The sequence below is a fragment of the Amycolatopsis sp. NPDC049691 genome (assembly GCF_040675005.1).
Lineage (GTDB): Bacteria > Actinomycetota > Actinomycetes > Mycobacteriales > Pseudonocardiaceae > Amycolatopsis.
On sequence record NZ_JBFANX010000014.1, the window covers coordinates 21635 to 41693 of the forward strand.

At 69.1% G+C, this 20059-nt stretch carries 19 protein-coding genes; 9 read left to right on the forward strand and 10 right to left on the reverse strand.

Annotated elements, in window-relative coordinates:
* The first annotated feature begins 2 nt into the window (after positions 1-2).
* Positions 3-983, forward strand: coding sequence for an NAD(P)H-binding protein (locus AB0J40_RS28755; protein ID WP_364458598.1), 981 nt, complete (start codon positions 3-5; stop codon positions 981-983).
* On the forward strand, positions 980-1507 hold the full coding sequence (locus AB0J40_RS28760; protein WP_364458600.1) for a DUF302 domain-containing protein: 528 nt from the start codon (positions 980-982) through the stop codon (positions 1505-1507). Before AB0J40_RS28755 ends, AB0J40_RS28760 begins: the two co-directional genes overlap by 4 nt.
* A gap of 41 nt (positions 1508-1548) precedes the next feature.
* On the opposite strand, the gene AB0J40_RS28765 is transcribed toward AB0J40_RS28760, so the two are convergent.
* The 3 genes from AB0J40_RS28765 to AB0J40_RS28775 form a co-directional block, all read right to left on the reverse strand.
* A complete protein-coding gene (locus AB0J40_RS28765) occupies positions 1549-2454 on the reverse strand; it encodes an NAD(P)H-binding protein (protein WP_364458603.1) in 906 nt (301 codons plus the stop codon).
* A 101-nt stretch (positions 2455-2555) separates the two neighbouring features.
* Complete coding sequence (locus tag AB0J40_RS28770; protein WP_364458606.1) at positions 2556-3428, reverse strand: alpha/beta hydrolase; 873 nt, start codon at positions 3426-3428, stop codon at positions 2556-2558.
* Positions 3429-3527: 99 nt separating this feature from the next.
* Positions 3528-4097: a TetR/AcrR family transcriptional regulator gene (locus tag AB0J40_RS28775; protein ID WP_364458609.1), complete on the reverse strand. Its 570-nt coding sequence runs from the start codon at positions 4095-4097 to the stop codon at positions 3528-3530.
* 63 nt (positions 4098-4160) lie between these two features.
* Here AB0J40_RS28775 and AB0J40_RS28780 point away from each other — a divergent pair, with 63 nt between their 5' ends.
* Positions 4161-4316: a hypothetical protein gene (locus AB0J40_RS28780; protein WP_364458612.1), complete on the forward strand. Its 156-nt coding sequence runs from the start codon at positions 4161-4163 to the stop codon at positions 4314-4316.
* 27 nt (positions 4317-4343) lie between these two features.
* Here AB0J40_RS28780 and AB0J40_RS28785 read toward each other — a convergent pair whose 3' ends face one another.
* On the reverse strand, positions 4344-4787 hold the full coding sequence (locus tag AB0J40_RS28785; RefSeq protein WP_364458615.1) for a nuclear transport factor 2 family protein: 444 nt from the start codon (positions 4785-4787) through the stop codon (positions 4344-4346).
* 572 nt (positions 4788-5359) lie between these two features.
* The gene (locus AB0J40_RS28790; protein WP_364458618.1) at positions 5360-5983 is read right to left on the reverse strand and encodes a TetR/AcrR family transcriptional regulator; all 624 of its coding nucleotides are present in this window, start codon (positions 5981-5983) and stop codon (positions 5360-5362) included.
* A gap of 138 nt (positions 5984-6121) precedes the next feature.
* Between AB0J40_RS28790 and AB0J40_RS28795 the strand changes: the two genes are divergently transcribed.
* Positions 6122-6937 (forward strand): oxidoreductase, encoded by an 816-nt coding sequence (locus AB0J40_RS28795; protein WP_364458621.1) that lies wholly within the window; start codon positions 6122-6124, stop codon positions 6935-6937.
* Between the two features lie 5 nt (positions 6938-6942).
* A complete protein-coding gene (locus AB0J40_RS28800) occupies positions 6943-7785 on the forward strand; it encodes an alpha/beta fold hydrolase (RefSeq protein ID WP_364458624.1) in 843 nt (280 codons plus the stop codon).
* Positions 7786-7789: 4 nt separating this feature from the next.
* On the opposite strand, the gene AB0J40_RS28805 is transcribed toward AB0J40_RS28800, so the two are convergent.
* A complete protein-coding gene (locus AB0J40_RS28805; RefSeq protein ID WP_364458627.1) occupies positions 7790-9424 on the reverse strand; it encodes an FAD-dependent oxidoreductase in 1635 nt (544 codons plus the stop codon).
* Between the two features lie 356 nt (positions 9425-9780).
* Here AB0J40_RS28805 and AB0J40_RS28810 point away from each other — a divergent pair, with 356 nt between their 5' ends.
* From AB0J40_RS28810 to AB0J40_RS28820, 3 genes are all read left to right on the forward strand, one after another.
* Positions 9781-10809, forward strand: coding sequence for an NAD(P)/FAD-dependent oxidoreductase (locus AB0J40_RS28810; protein ID WP_364458630.1), 1029 nt, complete (start codon positions 9781-9783; stop codon positions 10807-10809).
* Positions 10810-10871: 62 nt separating this feature from the next.
* Positions 10872-11879 carry an NAD(P)H-binding protein gene (locus AB0J40_RS28815; RefSeq protein WP_364458633.1) on the forward strand — a complete coding sequence of 336 codons (1008 nt, stop codon included), beginning with the start codon at positions 10872-10874 and terminating at the stop codon, positions 11877-11879.
* Between the two features lie 245 nt (positions 11880-12124).
* Positions 12125-13624 carry an MFS transporter gene (locus AB0J40_RS28820; protein ID WP_364458636.1) on the forward strand — a complete coding sequence of 500 codons (1500 nt, stop codon included), beginning with the start codon at positions 12125-12127 and terminating at the stop codon, positions 13622-13624.
* A gap of 658 nt (positions 13625-14282) precedes the next feature.
* Here AB0J40_RS28820 and AB0J40_RS28825 read toward each other — a convergent pair.
* The 3 genes from AB0J40_RS28825 to AB0J40_RS28835 are packed head-to-tail and all read right to left on the reverse strand — an operon-like array spanning position 14283 to position 17984.
* Positions 14283-15617, reverse strand: coding sequence for an enolase C-terminal domain-like protein (locus AB0J40_RS28825; protein WP_364458639.1), 1335 nt, complete (start codon positions 15615-15617; stop codon positions 14283-14285).
* 24 nt (positions 15618-15641) lie between these two features.
* Entirely contained in the window at positions 15642-16979 is a 1338-nt protein-coding gene (locus tag AB0J40_RS28830; RefSeq protein WP_364458642.1) for a gluconate:H+ symporter, read from the reverse strand.
* A 42-nt stretch (positions 16980-17021) separates the two neighbouring features.
* Positions 17022-17984, reverse strand: coding sequence for a 5-dehydro-4-deoxyglucarate dehydratase (locus AB0J40_RS28835; protein ID WP_364458645.1), 963 nt, complete (start codon positions 17982-17984; stop codon positions 17022-17024).
* Positions 17985-18090: 106 nt separating this feature from the next.
* Between AB0J40_RS28835 and AB0J40_RS28840 the strand changes: the two genes are divergently transcribed.
* A complete protein-coding gene (locus AB0J40_RS28840; RefSeq protein ID WP_364458648.1) occupies positions 18091-18888 on the forward strand; it encodes an IclR family transcriptional regulator in 798 nt (265 codons plus the stop codon).
* A 323-nt stretch (positions 18889-19211) separates the two neighbouring features.
* Here AB0J40_RS28840 and AB0J40_RS28845 read toward each other — a convergent pair whose 3' ends face one another.
* Positions 19212-19874 carry a TetR/AcrR family transcriptional regulator gene (locus AB0J40_RS28845; RefSeq protein ID WP_364458651.1) on the reverse strand — a complete coding sequence of 221 codons (663 nt, stop codon included), beginning with the start codon at positions 19872-19874 and terminating at the stop codon, positions 19212-19214.
* Between the last annotated feature and the right edge of the window lie 185 nt (positions 19875-20059).

A 20059-nucleotide genomic window follows, 5' to 3' on the forward strand; every position in this document is an offset into this window, starting at 1 on the left:
CGATGCCAGAGCGTACTCCCATCCTGATCACCGGCGCCGCCGGCGAAATCGGCGGCGTGAGCCGAACGATGGCCGACATGCTGCTCGACCAAGGGCAGCCCGTGCGCGCGTTCGTCCGGCAGGACGACGAACGCGCACAATCGCTCCGCCAGGCCGGAGCCGAAGTCGTCGTCGGTGACCTGCTCAACATCGCTGACGTGACAGCCGCGCTGAAGGGCGTCCGGCGCCTCTACTTCAGCATGGGCCTGTCGCCGTACTACACCGACGCCGTCGGCCTGATGGCCGCGGCCGCGCGGGCGCAGGGAGACATCGAGGTCTTCGTCAACATCTCCGAGTACGAGCAGTCGTTCATGACGGTCGACAAGATGACCGCACCGGAGGAAGAACGGCGTTCCTGGCTCGGCGGGCTCGTCACGGACTGGTCGCCGCAGCAGCGGGCCCACTGGGTCGCCGAACAGATGCTGGACTGGTCCGGCGTCCCGACCGTCCACGTGCGGGCGGCCTTCTTCGTCGAAAACCCCATCCTGACCTGGCTGGCGCTGGAACCGCTCGGCGACGGCGAGCTGCGCCTGCCCTTCGGCGACCAGCGGTTCGCGCCCGTGGCGAGTCATGACGTGGCGGAGCTGTGCACGAAGATCCTGCTCGACCCGGCGCCGCACATCTCGAAGGCCTACAACCTCACGGGCCCGGAACTGAAGGACATGCACGGGTTCGCCGAGGACTACGCGGCCGCGCTGGGCCGCCCGGTCACCTACGTTCCCGACGATGTCGAAGTCTGGAACAAGACCTATGTGGACAACAGCGTCCTGGCCGGGTACCCCCACATCGCCGAGCACCTGAAGGCCCTGACCCGGCTGATCGCGGGTGGGCGCTACGGCGGCGTCCCCGACCAGCTGGAAACCCTGCTCGGGCGCCCGTCGAAGACCATCCGCTGGGCACTGGAGCACCACCCGCGCATCCAGAAGCTGGCGGCCGGACGATGACCGACCAGACTCGTGTTGTCACGCACCAGGTGCGCCGGCTCGAAGTCGCGGCCGACCTGCCCTTCGAGGAGCTACGTGCCCGCTACGAGCAGGCGGTCCCCGCGTTCGATCCCGGCCACTACTTCGGTGGCCTCGCCCCGGACCGCATCGACTGGGCCACGATCAGCCGGATCACCGAGAAGCAGGCCCCGCACGGATTCCTGCTGTACTGGCGCAACGAGGCCGACCAGATGATGCGGGTGGCCGGGCACGACCGCCGCTGCACGACCTACCTCATGGGCAACCACGTCGTCGCCGAGCGCATGTACCGCCACGACCCCGGCATCCTGCTCTACGCACCGCTGCGCGTCACCCTCTACGAGGATCACGACGGCGGGGTGTGGTTCGCCGTCGACCAGCCCAGCACCCGCTTCTCGAGCTTCGGCGATCCGGAGATCGCCGCGGTCGGCGTGGAACTGGACGGCAAGCTCGCCGACCTGTTCTCCACGCTCGGTATCGCCGTTCCCGATGAGCTGACGCACTGAGCCGGGACCCGTGGCCACGCTACCTCGGCTGACCGGCCCGGTCAGCCTAGGTAGAGGTCCTTGCGGGCGGTGACGAACTCCCCGACGGTCAGAGGGCGCCTCCCGGTGATGCGCTCGACGTCGGCGCTGGCTCGGTCGTAACGGTTTTCGCGGTGCAGCCGGGCCATGGTCGCGATGTGCTGCTCGGTGTGCGCCGGCAGACCGGCGTTCGCGAGAACCTCGTTGCGCCACCACTGCAGGGGAGCATCCACATAGGTCACTGTGCGGCCGAGTGCCTCCGAGAACTCCTGCGCCACTCCCGCCAAGTCGAGCGTCCGCGGTCCGGTCAGTTCGTACACCTTCCCGGCGTGCTCGCCGGGTTCGCGCAGGATGTTCGCGACCACCCGGGCGACGTCGTCGGCGGCGACCGGCGAGGTGCGGCCGGTCCCGAACGGCAGGGCCAGCGTGCCGTTCTCGCGGATCGACCGCGCCGCGAGAGTGGTGAACAACGGGTTGTCAAGGAACATCGTCGGGCGCACGTGCACCACGGGCAGGCCTGACCAGTCGAGCACCTGCTCGGTCAGCCAGTGCAGCCGTTGCTGGTGGGATTCCGCGGTGCTGGTGGCGGTCATCTGCGACACGGTCATCTGCGACATGTCCACCAGGACGTCGAGGTCCGCGTGCGCCTTGGCGACCGTGGCCATGATGGTCGCCGCCAGCAGCTGGTCCGGGGACACGCTGAGCCCGAAGTACACCCGGCGGACGCCGTGGAGGGCGGCCGCCACGGTGTCGGGCCGGGTCAGGTCGCCGGTGACGACCTCGGCACCGAGTGCCCGTACCGCGGCCGCGCGGTCGTCGTCGCGGCGGACCAGGACGCGGACCGGCACGTCGTGCGCGCGCAGCAGCTCGGTGACACGGCGGCCGATGCCGCCGGCGCCGGTGACGAGAACGAGGTCGTGCTCAGCCATCTCTGGACCTTCGGGTTGGGACGCCTCGACCGGGACCCGGCCGAACAGCGCACGCGGCGGCGACGCCCGGGGCGCCGGATGCCCCGGCAGCTCAGCGGTGGTCAGTCCCCCGCGTTCAGCAGCGCGGCCAGGATGTCGGGCCGCTCCAGGGCGATGAAGTGGCCCGCCCCCGGCACCAGCGTGTATCCGGCGTCGGGCAGCAGGTCCTTGTCGGCCTGCCGGTCCGCGGGCCGGGACCAGTCCTTCTCGCCGTAGACGAGGTGGATCGGGGCCTTGATTTCGGGGTAGCGCGAACGGGCCGCGATGAGGCTGGGCAGGTTCCGGTAGACGCCCCGGGCCACGGTGGCGTAGCCCGGACGCTTGCCCACCTGGAGGAGTTCGTCCAGGTAGTCCTCGCGCAGGGCGCTCTTGTCGCCGAGCCCGCCCCGCAGGATCCTGCGCATCACGGCCTTCGGTTCCACCCCGGCGATCACCGGGCCCACGCCCGGCGCCAGGACCCCGGTGACGACGGCACGGGCGAGGAGGCCGGACCGGGCGATCCCGCCGGCGAAGTCGTAGGCGTTCACCGCGAAGACGCGCCGGACCCGGTCCGGCAGGTCGGCCGCGGTGGTCAGGGCGAGCACCGCGCCCATGGACTCACCCAGCAGCGTCACGTCGTCGAGGTCCAGTTCGGTGAGCAGCCGTTCGACGCCCGCACGCATCGCCGGCTCGTCGTAGGACGCGCCGGGCACGATCTCGGAGTACCCCATCCCCGGAAGGTCGAGGGCGTACACGGTGTACCGGTCCGCGACCAGGGGGACGAGGTGGCGGAAGTGCTCGGCCTGCGTGCGCACGGTGTGCAGCAGGACCAGTGGTGCGCCGGTGCCCGCCTTGAGGTAGCGCAGCCTCCCCTCGCGGTGTCCGTTCCGTGGGGCGATGGTGTGGCTGGTGGTCCCGGGAACGTGGATCGTGGGGCGTAACGTCTGGTCGGGCATTTTGCCTGCTCCTGGGGGTAACCCTGTGGAAACCGTTCGGTTTCCACGAGTGTAAACCGAACGGTTTCCCGTCGCAAGCGAACCTTCGCCCGGCCGGGTTCAGCGCAGACCGGCGACGTCCAGCAGGGTGGCCACGGTGGGCGCGATGAGCCCTTTCAGGTTGTCGGCTCCGATGCCCGCCCGGGCGCTGGCGCCGTCGAAGACCAGGATGAGCTGCCGGGCCAGCAGGTCGGGGTCGCCCGCTCCGCTTCGTTCGGCTTCGGCGCGGAAGAAGGTCGTCAGGTTCCGCTTGATCCTGCGGGCCACCCTGCTCGCGGGGTGGCGCTGGTCCTTGAGTTCGATCTGCACGGCGAGGTAGCGGCAGCCCTGGAACCCTGGTGCGCCGGCCTGCAGTTCCAGTTGCTCGAAGACGTGCAGGATCCGCTCGCGGGGCGAACGCCCGTCGTTCGCCGGGGGCAGCAGGCCGGCCACGAAGGCGCCCGCGCCCTCCTTCAAGCTGGCCGCCAGCAGTTCGTCCTTGCTCGCGAACAGCTGGTACAGGGACTTCTTCGACACCCCCGCCGCCTTGCACAGCGCGTCGACTCCGATACCGACTCCATCCCGGTAGGTGAGCATGGCCGCCGCCTCCAGCAGGCGCTCCCGGGAGTTTGGTTTCGCTTCGGTGGTCATACTGCGAGGTTAACCCGGATTCGACGAGATGAAAACCGATCAGTTTCCATTGGTACCGAGATGATGCGCCAGGTCATTCTCGGCATCGACGCGATCAGCTGCTCAGTCCCGCTGTCCCGGCTCACCGCGGACCAACAAACCCGCATCGTGACCGTCATGCGCGAGATCCAGCTGAAGATCGAGACCCTGCTGGCACCAGGCGCCCCCGACTGGCGGTGACGGTCGCCCCTGGTCCGGTCTGCGGGGTCAGAACATCGTGTTGTCGTTGGCGGAGGTCTCCGGCACGTCCCGGTGTTCGACGATCTTCCCGTCCGCGCGCACCCGGAAGATGTCCACAACGGACTGACCGCGGTCGCCGGGGCCGGTGCGGTAGTGCGAGTGGATCGCCACCAGGTCCCCCTCGGCGATCACCCGCTTGCGCTCCACGGTCAGGTTCGGGAACTGCCGGAACAGCCTGGCGAACAGCTCCGCCAGGCCGGCCGTGCCGTTGGGGATGGCGGGATTGTGCTGGTGGTACTCCGGTGCCAGAGCGGCGACCGCGCCGGTGTCCTTGCGGCCGAGGAGCCGGTCGAAGTACCCGGTCACGACCGCCTCGCTGACGGGGGTCCACCAGCGCGGGCCGGGCTGGTTCGTCCGGGGCGAGCTGCTCGTGGAGAACACGTCGTTGCCGTTGGCCGACGTGTCCGGCACGGTTTGGACGGTGTCCCAGTCGACTCGCCTGGCAGCTTCACCTTGCCGCGCTGCATGGTGCTGATCCGGTGGATGCGCTGCGTGAGCCGGCAGACGACCTGCTCCCGGTCGAGGACGAGCGCGATCCTGCCGGCTATCCGGCCAGGCCGCCGGCCCGCTGGCCGTCGGGGGCGAGGGTCGAGTGAACCTCGCAGCCCGGTGGCTGGCGCGGCTCGAACTGGAACCTGTGGGCGGCGACGAGCGGCCAGGAGCACAGCGGTGGTCGTGGGCCTGGGTGATGCACGGAGGCGTTCGCCACGTGGGTGGGCGAGACGTCGGGCTGACGCTCGCGCAGGATGGCGACGATCGGACCGGTCGCCGACTCGTCGACACCCACGGTCCCGCGTTGGCGGAGCGATGGCCGAAGCAACACCGCCTGCTGGCGGCGAGGCGTTGGGCGACTGACCGTGCAGTTCAAGTCGGGCGACACCGCGCATGCGGTGGAGCAACTCGACTGGATGCGGGCGCAGTTCTTCGCCAACCGCCCAGACCACCGCCAAGCGGCGCGTAGACCTTCGTGCCGTGCCCCTTTCTCAGTGGTGGTGCGGGCGGGGCAGCAAGGCGAAGGCGCTCTCCGCGATCGAGGTCAGGCGGGCGGGACTGTGGCCGTACGCGCCGACGACGTCGGTCCCGCGAATGACGATCAGCAGAAGGTAGGCAAGGTCGTCGGCATCCGCGTCGGGGTCGATGTCGCCGTTGCGCTGCGCCGCTCGTAAACATTCGGCCACCGCCGTCGCGAGTACGGAGAAGCAGTCCCTGGCCATGCGTCGCACCTCGGGGTCGGAGGTGCCGATCTCCATGGCCATTTTGGCGGCGAAGCAGGCTGCCGCGGCCCGGTCGGGGGCGGGGGGTACGTCGTCGGCGAGTGGCACCCCGTTGACGGCGCGGAGCAGGTACCTGTGCAGTCGTTCCAGGGCGCCCTCGTCCGGTCCGGCGAGCGCCTGCGGCGCGAACTGTGCCAGCCGGGCGTAGTACCCGGTCATCGCGTGCATCAGCACGCCGTGCTTGCCGTCAAACGCGGCGTAGAGGCTGCCGCGGCCGATGCCGGTGGCGGCGCTGAGGTCGTCGACGCTCGTGCCGTTGTAGCCCGTGGTGCGGAACTGCCGCTCGGCGGCGTGGAGGACGTGGTCGCGGTCGAAGCTTCGTGGTCTTGCCATACCTAGAAGGTAGCTCCAACCCACCGTAGTTGACAACTCAGTACAGAACTGTCTAGATTTCTGACAGTTCAGTACACAACCCTCTTGGCGACCCGCACCGGGCACGACGAAGTTATGCCCACAACCGAAGGAACCACCATGCAGACAGCTTCCCCCGTGGCCCTCGTGACAGGGGCCTCCTCCGGGATCGGGCGGGCGGCAGCGCGCGCCCTCGTGGACGCCGGCTTCGCGGTCGTCGGCACGAGCCGCACCGCGGCGAACGCCGAGCCGCTCGCCGGGGTGACGTTCCTCGACCTCGACGTAGCGAGCGACGAGTCGGTCCACTCCCTGGTCGAGGAGGTGATGGAGCGGTTCGGCCGGATCGACGTCCTGGTCAACAACGCGGGCGTGGGCGCGGTCGGCGCCGGCGAGGAGAGCTCGATCACCCAAGCCAAGGAGGTCTTCGACATCAACGTCTTCGGCCTGATCCGGATGACCAACGCAGTGCTGCCCCACATGCGCGCCCAGGGCAGCGGCCGCGTGGTCAACGTCTCCTCGGTACTCGGTCTGATCCCAGCCCCCTTCATGGCCATCTACGCCGCCGCCAAGCATGCGGTCGAGGGCTACTCCGAGTCCGTCGACCACGAGCTTCGCGAGCACGGCGTCCGGATGCTGCTGGTCGAGCCGGCCTACACCAGCACGAGTTTCGAGGCGAGCAGCCTGCCACCCGACTCGCCCCTGCCGGTCTACGCCGCACAGCGGGAGGTCGCCCGGGACGTGCTGGCCACGGCCGTGCGCAACGCCGACGACCCGGACGTTGTCGCGAAGGCGATCGTCGCGGCCGCCACCGATGCCAAGCCCAAGCTCCGGTACACCGCCGGCTCGATGGCCGGACGCGTCAGCCTCCTGCGCCGGATCGTGCCCACGCGCGCCTTCGACAAACAAATCCGCAAGCTCAACCGGCTGGCCGGCTGACGCACGTGGAGTTCGAACACGTCACCTTCGACCTGCCCCACGGCACCTTTCACGCGCTACAGGGCGGCGATCCCGATGGTCAACCGACGCTCGTCTTGCACGGCTTCCCGGACCATCCGCCGACCGCGAAGCCCTTCCTCGCCGAGCTCGGCCGCCGCGGACGTCACGTCCTCGCACCCTGGCTACGCGGTTACGCGCCGTCCCCCACCGCGGGGCCGTTCGACTTCGCAGCCCTCACCAACGACGTGCTCGCGCTGATCGACCGCTGGTCTCCCGGGCGAGCCGTGGAGCTGATCGGCCACGACTGGGGCGCCTTCATCACCTACGATGCCAGCGTCACCGCGCCGGACCGGATCGAACGCGCGGTCACGCTCGCCATCCCCCACCCCATCACGTTCCTGAGCCGGCCGCGCCCCGCTCAGCTACGCCGGAGCTGGTACATGGGGCTCTTCCAACTCCCCGGAAGCGGGTTCATCGCCACCGCCCGCGATCTCGCTCTCATCGACCGCCTCTGGCGTCAGTGGTCGCCCGGGCTCTCGCTGGATCCAGCACTCCAGGCGGAGCTGCACGATCACCTGCGGGCGAGCATGCCCGCACCCATCAAGTACTACCGGGCGATGCTGCGACCCGGCATGCTCACGGCGGCGCGCCGCCTGTCCCAGCCGATCACGGTGCCCCTGCTGCAGCTCCACGGTGCCGACGACGCCTGCATCCTCCCCCAGCAGGTCGACGACCGGCATCGGTTCGCCGCCCCGCGCGCCCGGGAGGTCATCCCCGGCGTCGGTCACTTCCTGCACATCGAGGCCCCCGAGGCGATCGCGGAACGGATCGCCGCATGGGCCCAGTAGCGGGTCATCTGCCGGCGAGGTAGGCGTGGACTGCGGAGATGACCACGGATCCCTCGCCGACGGCCGATGCCACTCGCTTGACGGAGTCCGCGCGCACGTCACCGACGGCGAAGAGCCCGGGTATCGAGGTGGCGAAGCTGTCGTGGGTGAGCACGAAGCCCTTGGCGTCGAGGTCGACGCCGATGTCGTGCAGCCAGGTCGTGCAGGGGTCCGCGCCGATCATCAGGAACAGTGCGGCCGCGTCGAGTCGTACGTCCTGGTCGTGGGCGTGGTCGTGCCAGGTGACCTCGCTGAGCCGGCTGCCGCCGTGGACGGCGGACAGTTCGCAGCGACGGTGCACGGTGATCCGCTCGTGGTGGGTCAGGCGCTGCGCCAGGTAGTTCGACATGGTGTCGCACAGTTCATCGCGGCGGATCAGGACGTGGACGTGGACGGCGTTCCGCGCGAGAAACAGGGCCGCCTGGCCGGCGGAGTTGGCGCCCCCGACCACGACGGCGTTCCGCCCGGAGACCAGGTTGGCCTCCAGTCGGCTTGCGACGTAGTAGACGCCGCGGCCCTCCAGGTCGGCCAGGCCAGGCAGGTCCAGGCGCCGGTAGCGCACGCCGCTGGCGATGATCACCGCTGAGGCGAGGATGTCGTACTCGTCGTCGAGCCGCACCCGAAACCCGCCGGGCACCTGCGACAGCCCAGTGACTGAGCGGGGTGAGAGAAGCCTGGTCCCGAACTTGACCGCCTGCAGCATCGCCGCCCGTGCCAGTTCAACCCCGGACACGCCGCGGTAGAAGCCGAGGTAGTTCTCGATCCGCGACGAGCTGCCGGCCTGGCCGCCAATGGCGACGTCCTCGACGACGACCACGTCCAGTCCCTCCGACGCCCCGTACACAGCAGCGGCCAGCCCCGCCGGTCCGGCGCCCACCACCAGCAAGTCACACCGGGAATCGTCGGCGATGCCCCACAGGTCGATCCCCAGCGCCGTTGCCAGGTCGCGCGTGGTCGGCGCTGTCATGACGCGGCGCTGTGCCGTGACCACGGCCGTACCGGTCTCGGGCAAGGCACAGGTCTGCGCCAGCTCCGACCACGCCGACGGGTTCGAGCGCAGCACCGTCCGGTACGGAATCTGGTTGCGTTCAGCGAAGTCCTGGAGGCGGTGCAGGTCGCGGTCGTCGTCTCCGGCCAGTACCAGACCGCCCTCGCCCGTCCTGCTCAGGAAGCGCCGCCGGGCGTCCAAAGCGGACAGCAGGACATCGCTCAGCTCCCCCGAGATCTCCACCAGCCGGCGCAGTTCCGCCACCCGAACCCGCAGGATCGCGGTGTCTTCCATGGCCATGCCCTGGAAGACGGCGCGTTGCCCCATCAACATGCCCAGCTCGCCGACGAAGTCACCGGCCTCGATCACGAAGACGACCCGGTCCTCCCGGCGGTCCACGAGGAGCACGCCACCGGTCAGCACGAGGTGCAAGTCGGTGGGATCACCGGCGTCCCACAGCAACTCGCCGGGCGCGGGGTGCAGTTCCTCACCGGATGACCGCAACAGGTCCAGGGCGTGCTGGCTCAACACTGGCCAGGCCACCTCATCGACCTCGCCCAGCCGACGGGACGAGTAATGGGTCAGCTCGTCCGGCACGGGGATGGTGCTCATGCTTCTCCCTTGTCTGGCAGGCGAATCGCTCCGGTCACGATTCCCCTCCGCTCGTTTTCGCCGGCGTCCTCCCCGACTTCCCCAGGCTCAACTCTCGTCACGGCCATCGCGGCCGTGCCCAACCATCACCGCGAGAGCCCTTCCTGGACCCTGACCAGCCTAATCGTTGTTTTTGCGCTGGTACTACGGGCGGCCCATACACAGAAGGTAGCGCCGGCCTGCCGAAGTTGACAACTCAGTACAGAATCATCTAGGTTTATGACAGTTCAGTACACAACCATCCTGAGCTCGCCGGACCGGCTTGGTCCGGGCTTGCAGGACCGCGATGCCGCGAAGGCGGCTTGGAGGTTGAACTCATGACACAGGAAACCCGGCGACCACCCTTTGGCGAGGACTCCGCGAGCGATGCACTGCCCGAGGGGACCGTCGACGCCGTGGTGATCGGCGGGGGCGCCGCCGGGCTGAACGGTGCACTGATCCTCGCCCGCTCCCGCCGCTCGGTCGTCGTGATCGACAGCGGCTCCCCGCGCAACGCGCCCGCGGAGGCCGTGCACGGCTTCATCGTCTTCGACGGCACCCCGCCGTCGGAGATCCTTCGACGGGGCCGGGGGCAGGTGCGCAAGTACGGCGGACGCGTCGTCCACGGCGAGGTCGTCGCGGCCGAGCCCGCCGACCCGGTGGACGGGGACCTGCGGTTCACCGTCACCCTGGCCGACGGCCGCAGCATCACCGCGCGCCGCCTCCTGGTGGCCACCGGCCTCACCGATGTGCTGCCGGAGGTGCCCGGGCTCGCCGAGCACTGGGGGGACAGCGTGGTGCACTGCCCGTTCTGCCACGGCTGGGAGGTGCGTGATGAACCCATCGGTGTCCTCGCCACCGGCCCGGCCTCCGTCGGCCCCGCGTTGCTGTTCCGTCAGCTGACCGAGGACCTGACCTACTTCACCGATGGCACCGACCTGGACGAGGACACCCGCGCCCGCTTCGCCGCCCGCGGCATCCGCGTCATCGACACCCCGGTCACCGAGATCGTCAACGATGAGGACGGTGCCCTCGCCGGCGTGCGCCTGGCCGACGGCCAGGTCGTGGCCCGCCGCGTCCTCGCGGTCGTCCCGCGGACGCAGGCCCGCACCCAGGGCCTGGAAGGCCTGGGCCTGCCGGTGCAGGACCTGCCGAAGCCGAACGTGGGCCGTGGTTTCGTCTCCGGCCCGGCCGGCACCACCGAGGTGCCGGGTGTGTGGGTGGCCGGCAACGTCACCGATGCGGTCGCCCAGGTCGGGGCCTCAGCGGCGGCCGGCGCACTAGCCGCCACCGAAATCAACAAGATGCTGGCCATCGCGGACACCGACGCGGCCCTCCGGAAGGTCGCCGAGGTCAGCACCGGCTAGCGAGGAAACCGATCAGTTTTCCTGTACAGCCGACCCGCCCCGACCCGATGAAGGACAAGACAATGACGGAGCGCAATCCCATTCTGATCACCGGCGCCGGCGGCCAAGTCGGTGGCGTGAGCAGGGTGATGGTCGACATGCTGCTCGAACAGGGCCACCCGGTGCGCGCGTTCGTGCGACGGGACGACGAACGCGCGCAGTCGCTGCGCGAGGCCGGGGCCGAGGTCTTCGTCGGTGACCTGCTCAACATCGCCGACGTGACCGCCGCGCTGAAGGGTGTCCGGCGCATCTACTTCAGCATGAGCCTCTCGCCGTACTACACCGACGCCGTCAGCCTGATGGCCGCGGCGGCACGGGCCCAGGGTGACATCGAGGTCTTCGTCAACATGTCCGAGTTCGAGCAGTCGTACATGACACTCGAGAAAATGACCGCACCGGACGAGGAACGGCGTTCCTGGCTCGGCGGACTGGTCACGGACTGGTCACCGCAGCAGCGCGCGCACTGGGTCGCCGAGCAGGTGCTGGACTGGTCCGGCATCCCGACCGTCAACGTGCGTGCGACCCTGTTCGTCGAGAACCCCATCCTGACCTGGATGCCACTGGGTTCGCTGAGCAACGGTGAACTGCGCCTGCCCTTCGGCGACCAGCGGCTCGCGCCCATCGCCGCTCACGACCTGGCAGAGGTGTGCGTGAAGATGCTGGTCGACCCTGCACCGCACATCTCGAAGTCCTACGCGCTCACCGGCCCGGAACTGAAGGACATGTACGGGTTCGCCGAGGACTACGCAGCCGCGCTGGGACGCCCAGTCACCTACATCCCCGAGGAAATGGGGGCCTGGAACGAGGCCTTCACAGACGAGACCTACCTGCAGGAGGCCCTGGGCGACCCGGCTGCGGCCCGGCACGTGGCGGCGCACGTGAGGACCCTGACCAGGCTGATCGCCGGCGGGCGGTACGACGTCGTCACCGGCCAACTGGAGACCTTGCTCGGGCGCCCACCGCGGACCATGCGGTGGGCGCTGCAGAACAACACTCGCCTGCGCGAACTGGCGGTTGCCCCGAGCCACTGAGCGCTCCAGTAGGCGGATCTCATCGGTCACGACTTCGGCGCCGCGGCGGCGTACGCGGCAGCAAGCCTCGACGCGATCGCCGAGGTAAGCCCAAAAGGGGCCGCAGGATGATCTGCGAAGCCCTGAGATCTCAGCCTGTCACTCGCTCGCCTCACCTTCGTCGGCGAGAAAACCGATCTGTTTGCCGTCTGGAAACCAGTCAATTTCCAGACGGTGTCAGCCATGCCCAGCAAGCAAGGGGAAAAATGAGTTCCACCATCGACCGCGGGGCGCCCGCCTCCGGAAAGACAGACCAGGGCCTTCGCGGCTCCCATGCCGTGCGCTGGTGGGTGCTGGTCGTGCTGGGCATGGCGCAGCTCATGGTCATGCTCGATGCCACCGTCGTGAACATCGCGCTGCCCGAGGCGCAGAAAGACCTCGGCTTCAGCGACGGCAGCCGGCAGTGGGTCATCACGGGTTACGCCCTGGCGTTCGGCAGCCTGCTGCTGCTCGGCGGCCGGCTCGGTGACCTGCTGGGCCGACGTACCCTCTTCGTGATCGGCTTGGCGGGTTTCGGGGCCGCGTCCATTCTCGGCGGCTCGGCCGCCAGCTTCGAGATCCTCGTCGCGGCACGCGTGGCCCAAGGCCTCTTCGCCGCAGTGCTCGCGCCCGCGGCACTCTCCCTGCTCAGCGTGACCTTCACCGAACCGTCGGAACGGGCGAAGGCCTTCGGTATCTTCAGTGCGCTGGGTGGTGCGGGCGGCGCGATCGGGCTGCTGCTCGGCGGCATGCTCACCGAATGGGCTTCGTGGCGCTGGGTGATGTACGTGAACGTCGCCTTCGCGGCCCCCGCCCTGATCGGCGCGTTGCTGCTGCTGGCCAAGCCCGTGCTCACCAAGAAGCCCAAACTCGACATCCCGGGCATCGTCGTGGTGAGCGCCGCGCTGTTCGCCGTCGTCTACGGGTTCGCGCACGTGGAGTCCACCAGCTGGACCGACCCGGTCGCCCTCGGCTCCATGATCGTCGGCGCGGTGCTGCTCGTGGTGTTCGTCTGGCTGGAGTCCAAGGTCGCGCATCCGCTGCTGCCGCTGCGAGTCGTGCTGGACCGGACCCGCGGTGGTTCGTTCGTAGCGGTGTTCGTCCTGGGCATGGGGATGTTCTCGATCTTCCTGTTCCTGACCTACTACTTCGCGGCCAGCCTCGGCTACTCGCCGATCAAGACCGGTCTGGCGTTCCTGCCGATGGTCGCGGCCGTCGTCGTTTCCTCGACCACGATGTCCTTGCTGGTGCTGCCCAAGGCCGGCCCGAAGATCGTCGTCAGCGCCGGCTTCCTGGTCGCCGCAGCCGGGATGGCTCTGCTGACCCAGCTCGAGCTGGACAGCACCTACGCCGCCCACATCATGCCCGGCCTGATCCTGCTGGGCCTCGGCATCGGCGCGGTGATGACCACCGCGATCCAGGGGGCGACCTCGGGCATCCACCACGAGGACTCGGGTGTCGCCTCGGCGCTGATCAACACCGGTCAGCAAATCGGCGGCTCCATCAGCACGGCGCTACTGACCACCGTTGCCTCATCGGCCACGACCGACTACCTGACTTCGCACCAGCCCAGCGCGCCCGCCGCGGCACAGGCCGGGGTCGAGGGCTACACGGCCACCCTGGCATGGGGCTCCGGGTTCTTCGTGGTCGGTGCGGTGATCGCGGCGTTCCTGATTCCGAATCGGGCTCTGGAGCCGTCCGAGGGCGAGCCCGTGATGGCCCACTAGGGTCGGCAGTGGTCTCGGTGAGGCGCTCACAGAATCCCGTGTCGATGCCGGAAATAGGAACCTACGGGGCATGGCCGCAATCGGGCCATGTGTCCTATACCCGCCTCTCTGTCGCCGTAGCGGGAAAGGTGCCTTCCACCTGGGGGTGGTGAGGTGTGGATCGAGGTGTGCGGCGGGATTCCGGATCAGCGATGGCAGCAGCGTCACGCTGAGATGCTGCGAGCCGTCCGGATAGCCAAGGCTGACGCGCCCGGATCACCCGGCACCCGAACTCCCGACAATGGAGAGTCGAAAGCCGTGATGCCCGAAACGCTGATCAAGGAGCGGTGGTCACCAGGCCCGGCATGACGAACACCCCCAGTCGCTCGCATGATTTGGGGGTGATGTCACCGGGGCTGATGGCATCGACCGACCGCTGGGCGAGGTCTCCCCCCGCACTGTCCGCCCCGGACGAACCTCTCCTGCCTGCCTGGGAAGATCTCCCCCCGAGATCGCCACGCGCATCGCCACCGCGGTCGCCGTCCAGGCGGTCAAGGACGGTGTCGCCCCGAACCGGTCCGACACCGAGCTCGCCGATCTGGTCCGGAAGGCCCGGTGGACACCCGAGTATCGCTAGCCTCGGGGCCTCTCGGCCCAGGCACGGTAGTCGGCGACGCGGCTACCGCACGAGGCAGGGACGTTTGCTGTCGAACTCCCAGCCGGGCACCAGGTAGCGCATCCCGATCGCGTCATCCCGGGCGCCCAGCGCCTTTTGCCGGTACAGCTCGTGGGCGGCGAGGAGCCGGTCCCGATCGAGCTGGACGCCGAGGCCGGGAGCGCTGGGGATCGCGATTTCGCCGTCGGCGATGCGGGGTGGGGCCACGGTGAGCCGTTCCAGGCCTTCCTGCCAGATCCAGTGCGTGTCCAGGGCGTTGTACTCACCCGGGGCGGCGGCGCCGCAGTGGGTGACCATGGCCAGGGAGATGTCGAAGTGGTTGTTGGAGTGACACCCCCAGGTCAGGCCCATCGCGTGGCACAGCTGAGCCACGCGCACCGACCCTTGCATGGTCCAGAAGTGCGGGTCGGCCAGAGGGATGGAGATCGAGTTCAGGGCCAGGGCGTGGGTCAGCTGCCGCCAGTCGGTGGCGATCATGTTGGTCGCGGTGGGCAGACCGGTCGCGCGGCGGAACTCGGCGAGGACTTCGCGTCCGGAGTAGCCGTCCTCGGCGCCGCACGGGTCTTCGGCGTAGGCGAGGGTGCCGACCAGGGGCCGGCAGAGCTCGATCGCTTCGCGCAGGGACCAGGCACCGTTCGGGTCGAGCGTGATCCGGGCGTCGGGGAAGCGTTCTTTGAGGGCGAGGATCGCGTCGACCTCTTCCGCGCCGGCCAGGACGCCGCCTTTGAGCTTGAAGTCGCGGAAACCGTACAGGTCGTAGGTGGCCTCGGCCTGGCGGACGATCGCCTCGGGTGTCAGGGCTTCCTCGTGGCGGATCCGGTACCAGTCGGTGGCCGAATCCGGTTCGCGGGTGTAGTCGAGGTCGGTGCGGTCGGGGTCGCCGACGTAGAACAGGTAGCCGAGGACTCGGACGGAGTCGCGCTGCTGTCCGTCGCCGAGCAGCGCCGCGACCGGCACCTCGAGGTGTTGCCCCAGCAGGTCGAGCATCGCCGCCTCGACTGCGGTCACCGCGTGGACGGTGGTGCGCAGGTCGAAGGTCTGGGCGCCGCGGCCCGTGGTGTCGCGGTCGGCGAACCGGTCGCCGATCTCGCGGAGGACGCGCTTGTAGTCGCCCACTTTCGCGCCGAGGACGAGCGATTCGGCGTCACGCAGGGTTTGGGTGATCTTTTCCCCACCTGGCACCTCGCCCAGGCCCGTGCGTCCCTCGGAGTCCTCGAGGACGACGATGTTGCGGGTGAAGTAGGGGCCGTGGGCGCCGGAGAGGTTCAGCTCCATGCAGTCCCGGCCGGCGACCGGGTAGACGGAGAACGCGGTGACGATCGGCTGCTTGACGCTCATGGATGTCTTTCTGTGACGGGGTAATCAGATGTTGAGGGCACCCAAGATGCCCTCGACGGCGAGGACGCCGCCGAGGCCGAGGATCGCAAGGACCGTGGTGTAGCTGGTCCGGACCTTGATCGCTTCGACGACCGAGAGGTTGAAGTACTCCTTGAACAGCCAGAAGCCCGGGTCGTTGACGTGGGAGAAGGCGATCGAACCGCAGGAGACGGCCAGCACCATCATCTCGGGGTGGATCCCGCTGCCCGCCACCAGCGGCAGCACGACGCCGGAGGCGGTGACGACGGCGACGGTGGCGGAGCCGAGCGCGACGCGCAGGATGACCGCGATGAGCCACGCCAGGATGAGGGGCGAAATCGGCCAGCTGTGCGTGAGGTCCTTGATGTAGACGGAGATCCCGCCTTCGACGAGGACGTTCTTGAAGGCGCCGCCGGCTCCGATGACCAGCAGGATCATCGCCATCGCCTTGGCCGCCGAGGCGCAGGAGCTGCCGACTTCTTCCAGGCTCCGGCCGATTCGCGGGCCGAACACCCAGATCGCCAGCAGCAGGGTGAGCAGCAACGCGATCGGGGCCGAGCCGATGAAGGCGATCAAGTGCATGAAGTGGCTGTCACTGGAAACGGCCAGTTCGGCCACCGCGGCGCCGGCGATCAGCACCACGGGGAACAGCGCGACGCCCAGGGACCAGCCGAGCCCGGGCATTTCTTCGTCGGTGAACTCGCGCTCGCCGACCAAGCCGACGGGGACGGCGGGATCCATTCGCTTGACGAACGGCAGCCGAGGCCACACCAACGCGATGAGCGCACCGGCCGGGATGGCGATGAACAGCCCGTAGAACAGTGTCAGTCCGACCGAGGCGTGGAAGGTCGCGGCGACGGCGGTCGGGCCGGGGTGGGGCGGCAGGAAGCTGTGCATGGTGGACAGAGCGATCGACATCGGCAGCCCCACCCAGAGCAGTTTGGCTCCGGTGACGCGGACCAGGGTGAACGCGATGGGCACGATGATGACGAAGGCGACCTCGTAGAACATGGTCACGCCGATGAGCATGGACGTGACGACCATGGCCACCTGGACCCACCGCGGACCGAACGCGGCGAGAAGCTTGCCGGCGATCCGCTGCGCGGCTCCGGAGTCGCCCATCACCCGGCCGACCATCGCCCCGAGACCGATGGTGAGCATCGTGTCCCCGATCTGGCCGCCGATGCCGTCGGACAGCACATCGGGGATGTCGGCCAGGGGAATGCCCCGGACGATCGCGACGGCGACGGCGACGAGGAGCAAGGCGGCGAAGCCGTTCAGCTTCAGCTTCGTCATCAACAGGAGCAGGATCACAACGCTGATACCGACCACGACGAGTGGCATGTCAGTTCCCCTTTGAACTGTGGGTCGAGCGGGCGGGTGAGCTCAGGCGAGCCGGCGCGCGGCTCCGACGAGGGCGAGTCCGGTGTCGAGGACCTTCGCGAGGTCGGCGAGGTCGTCCGGCCCGGGGTCGGTCAAGGGCGCACGGACGGGGCCCACGGGCAGCCCGCGCAGCCGGGCGGCCGCCTTGACCAGTGAGACGGCGTAACCCGGTACGCGGTCGCGCAGTTCCACCAGCGGCACGTAGAACTCCCGCAGCAGCTGGTCGACGGCATCGTCGTCCGCCGCGGTGAGGGCGGTGAAGAAGGCGCGCGCGATCTCCGGCGCGAAAGCGTGCACAGCCGAGGAATAGGCCGGAACGCCCACCGTGGCGTAGGCGCGAGCCTGGATTTCGGCGGTGGCCGCGCCGTTGAAGAAGAGGAAGCCGCTCGGCGCCGCGAGGGTGAGCCGCTGCAGCAGGTCAAGGTCGCTGCGCCCGTCCTTGAGGCCGATGACGGTCGGGATCCCGGCGATCCGGCGCAGGCCGGCGGCGGTGAACGAGACCTGGTCGCGCTGGTAGGCGATCAGCGGCAGCCGGGTCCCGTCGGCGATCCGGCGCAGCTGCTCCACCAGGCCGTCCTGCGGGGCGGTGACCAGGTAGTGCGGAAGCACCAGCAGGGCATCCGCCCCTGCCTCCTCCGCGATCCGGGCGAACCGCCGCGCCTGGGCCCAGCCGTAGCCGATGCCCGCGACCACCGGCACCCGGCCGCCCGCCACCTCGACCGCGGTCGTGACGACCGAGCGGTACTCGTCCTCGTCCAGCGCGCCGAACTCCCCTGTCCCGCAGGCCGGGAACACCGCCCCCGGCCCCGCGGCGAGCTGCGTGCCCAGGTACGTGCGGTACGAGTCCGGATCGAGGTCCCCGTTGTCCCCGAAGCTGGTGAGCGGGAAGGAAAGAACTCCGCCTGCCATGCCGTCGCGCAGCCGCTCGGCGACGGCTTCGGGGCTGTGTGCGGTGATCAGATCCATGAACAACGTCCCTATATGCAGATGCTGTCTATGTATGCAGATGGAGGGTAGACAGGTGAACGCCGGGGGTCAATGGGCGCGCCGAGTGCGGACTTACGATGGGCGCATGTCGGAGGGTGACGAAGGCCAGGCCACGGGAGTCCGCGGCGTGAAGTCCGCGGCGCGGACCGTCGCGCTGCTGGAGCTGCTGGCAGCGCGGGGCGATCGGCCTGCCCGCCTCGACGAGCTCGCCGCGGAGCTGGGCGTGCCGCGCAGCAGCATGTACCAGCTGCTGCAGACCCTCGTGGCCTGCCGCTGGGTGCGCACGGACGTCACCGGCTCCTTGTACGGGATCGGAATCCGCGCCCTGCTCACGGGCACGAGCTACCTCGACACCGATCGGCGCGTGCGCGTGATCCGCCCCTACTTGGACGAGGCCTCGGACGCGCTCGGCGAGACGATCCACCTGGCGCGGTTCGACAGCCCGAACGTCGTCTACCTCGCCACCCGCGAATCCCACGAATACGTGCGCACGATAAGCCGCGTGGGCCGCCGGATCCCGGCGCACGCCGGCGCGCTCGGCAAGGCGCTGCTCGCCGAACGTCCCGACGCCGAACTCGCAAGCCTGGCCGAGCCGCTCACCGCGCTGACCGAAAACACGCACACCGACCGCGCGTCGCTGCTGGCCGACCTGGCGCAGGTCCGCGAGCGCGGGTACTCGATCGAACACGAGGAAACCGTGCCGGGGATCGCAGGCTTCGGATTCGCCCTGCGCTACGACACCCCCGCCATCGACGCGATCAGCTGCTCAGTCCCGCTGTCCCGGCTCACCGCGGACCACGAAACCCGCATCGTGACCGTCATGCGCGAGATCCAGCTGAAGATCGAGACGCTACTGGCACCAGGCGCCCCCGACTGGCGGTGACGGCCACACCTGGTTGGATCGGCCAGGTCGGCACGCGCTCGCGATACGCCGGACATGCCCACCACATGAGCGAGGCCCACGTCCACGGGATCAGGATGGCCGCGGCCCGGGACTGGCGCGAAGAAGTCCTGACGGTGCTGCGCCGCGCCAACACCTCGGCAGCCATCGAGTAGTCCATAAAGGACACTCTGAAAGCAGCGCCTGGCCCCGGGCGTTGGCGATGAGCTGCGCCCGGCTCCGGGCGCCGAGCTTGTGCATCACCGTGCGCAGGTAAGTCTTCACGGCGTTCACCGACAGGTTCAGCTCGGCGCCGATCTCGAGGTTCAACCGGCCGTGGTCGTCTCCTGCCGGATTGTCCGCCAGAGATCGAGGGTCAGTTCCTGGAATGCCGCGTACGTGGCGGGCGCATCCCCAAGGAGGGGTTTCAGCATCGCCATCGAACCGGCGAGATCGACCTCCGGGTCGAGGAGCCACTGCGTCTGGAGCCCGTCGAACGCGGCCATGATGAGGTTCGCGAGCGCTTCCGCCTGCCGGTCGTCGGTCAGGTCGGGCCGGCCGGCACGGAGCGCCTTGGCCAAGGCCACGCGCCCCTGCGCGAACCGCTTGATGAAGAACGCCCGCGATACGACGTTCGTTTCCTCGACCGCGACCGAGAGCATGGCGGTGTATGTCGCGATGACCCCCGCCGTGGACACGTTGTGGCGCGCGCCCTCGATCATCTCCTCCGCGAGGCCGGCCTGCTGGTGCGACGCCAGCCATTCGGCACTGGACAGATCGTTGAGGGCGACGACTTCGAGCATGAGCTCCTCGATCGTCGGGAAGTAGTGCAGCAGGGTCCCGTGGGAGATGCCGACATCCTCTGCCACTGCGCGGAGCGAAATCTTCGACGCGCCGCGTTCGGTGAGCATCCTGCGCGTGCGGTCGAGGATTTCCTCTCGCCGACGGACTCCCTTCGCGTACGGGCCGCGCCGCATGGTCTCACTCACGCCCCGAGTGTAGGGCAGCCGCACGCCGCCGAAGCGACCCGCGCAGGGGACACCAGCCGAAAATCGCCACGTGGCGATTTTCGTGTTACCGTCGCACTCGCGCCGGATCCATGTCGGCGAGGCCTGCAACCCCGACACCCGGCTCTCGTTAGCCGGGCCCTCTGGCGCGGGCGAATCGGGCGTTC

Excerpts from the sequence above, each read along its gene's own strand:
- AB0J40_RS28835 (WP_364458645.1), bottom strand. The coding sequence starts at position 17,984 with ATGGATCTGATCACCGCACACAGCCCCGAAGCCGTCGCCGAGCGGCTG.
- AB0J40_RS28770 (WP_364458606.1), bottom strand. The coding sequence starts at position 3,428 with ATGCCCGACCAGACGTTACGCCCCACGATCCACGTTCCCGGGACCACC.
- AB0J40_RS28765 (WP_364458603.1), bottom strand. The coding sequence starts at position 2,454 with ATGGCTGAGCACGACCTCGTTCTCGTCACCGGCGCCGGCGGCATCGGC.
- AB0J40_RS28825 (WP_364458639.1), bottom strand. The coding sequence starts at position 15,617 with ATGAGCGTCAAGCAGCCGATCGTCACCGCGTTCTCCGTCTACCCGGTC.
- AB0J40_RS28780 (WP_364458612.1), top strand. The coding sequence starts at position 4,161 with ATGCGCCAGGTCATTCTCGGCATCGACGCGATCAGCTGCTCAGTCCCG.
- AB0J40_RS28815 (WP_364458633.1), top strand. The coding sequence starts at position 10,872 with ATGACGGAGCGCAATCCCATTCTGATCACCGGCGCCGGCGGCCAAGTC.
- AB0J40_RS28805 (WP_364458627.1), bottom strand. The coding sequence starts at position 9,424 with ATGAGCACCATCCCCGTGCCGGACGAGCTGACCCATTACTCGTCCCGT.
- AB0J40_RS28760 (WP_364458600.1), top strand. The coding sequence starts at position 980 with ATGACCGACCAGACTCGTGTTGTCACGCACCAGGTGCGCCGGCTCGAA.
- AB0J40_RS28840 (WP_364458648.1), top strand. The coding sequence starts at position 18,091 with ATGTCGGAGGGTGACGAAGGCCAGGCCACGGGAGTCCGCGGCGTGAAG.
- AB0J40_RS28810 (WP_364458630.1), top strand. The coding sequence starts at position 9,781 with ATGACACAGGAAACCCGGCGACCACCCTTTGGCGAGGACTCCGCGAGC.
- AB0J40_RS28775 (WP_364458609.1), bottom strand. The coding sequence starts at position 4,097 with ATGACCACCGAAGCGAAACCAAACTCCCGGGAGCGCCTGCTGGAGGCG.
- AB0J40_RS28790 (WP_364458618.1), bottom strand. The coding sequence starts at position 5,983 with ATGGCAAGACCACGAAGCTTCGACCGCGACCACGTCCTCCACGCCGCC.
- AB0J40_RS28820 (WP_364458636.1), top strand. The coding sequence starts at position 12,125 with ATGAGTTCCACCATCGACCGCGGGGCGCCCGCCTCCGGAAAGACAGAC.
- AB0J40_RS28795 (WP_364458621.1), top strand. The coding sequence starts at position 6,122 with ATGCAGACAGCTTCCCCCGTGGCCCTCGTGACAGGGGCCTCCTCCGGG.
- AB0J40_RS28830 (WP_364458642.1), bottom strand. The coding sequence starts at position 16,979 with ATGCCACTCGTCGTGGTCGGTATCAGCGTTGTGATCCTGCTCCTGTTG.
- AB0J40_RS28755 (WP_364458598.1), top strand. The coding sequence starts at position 3 with ATGCCAGAGCGTACTCCCATCCTGATCACCGGCGCCGCCGGCGAAATC.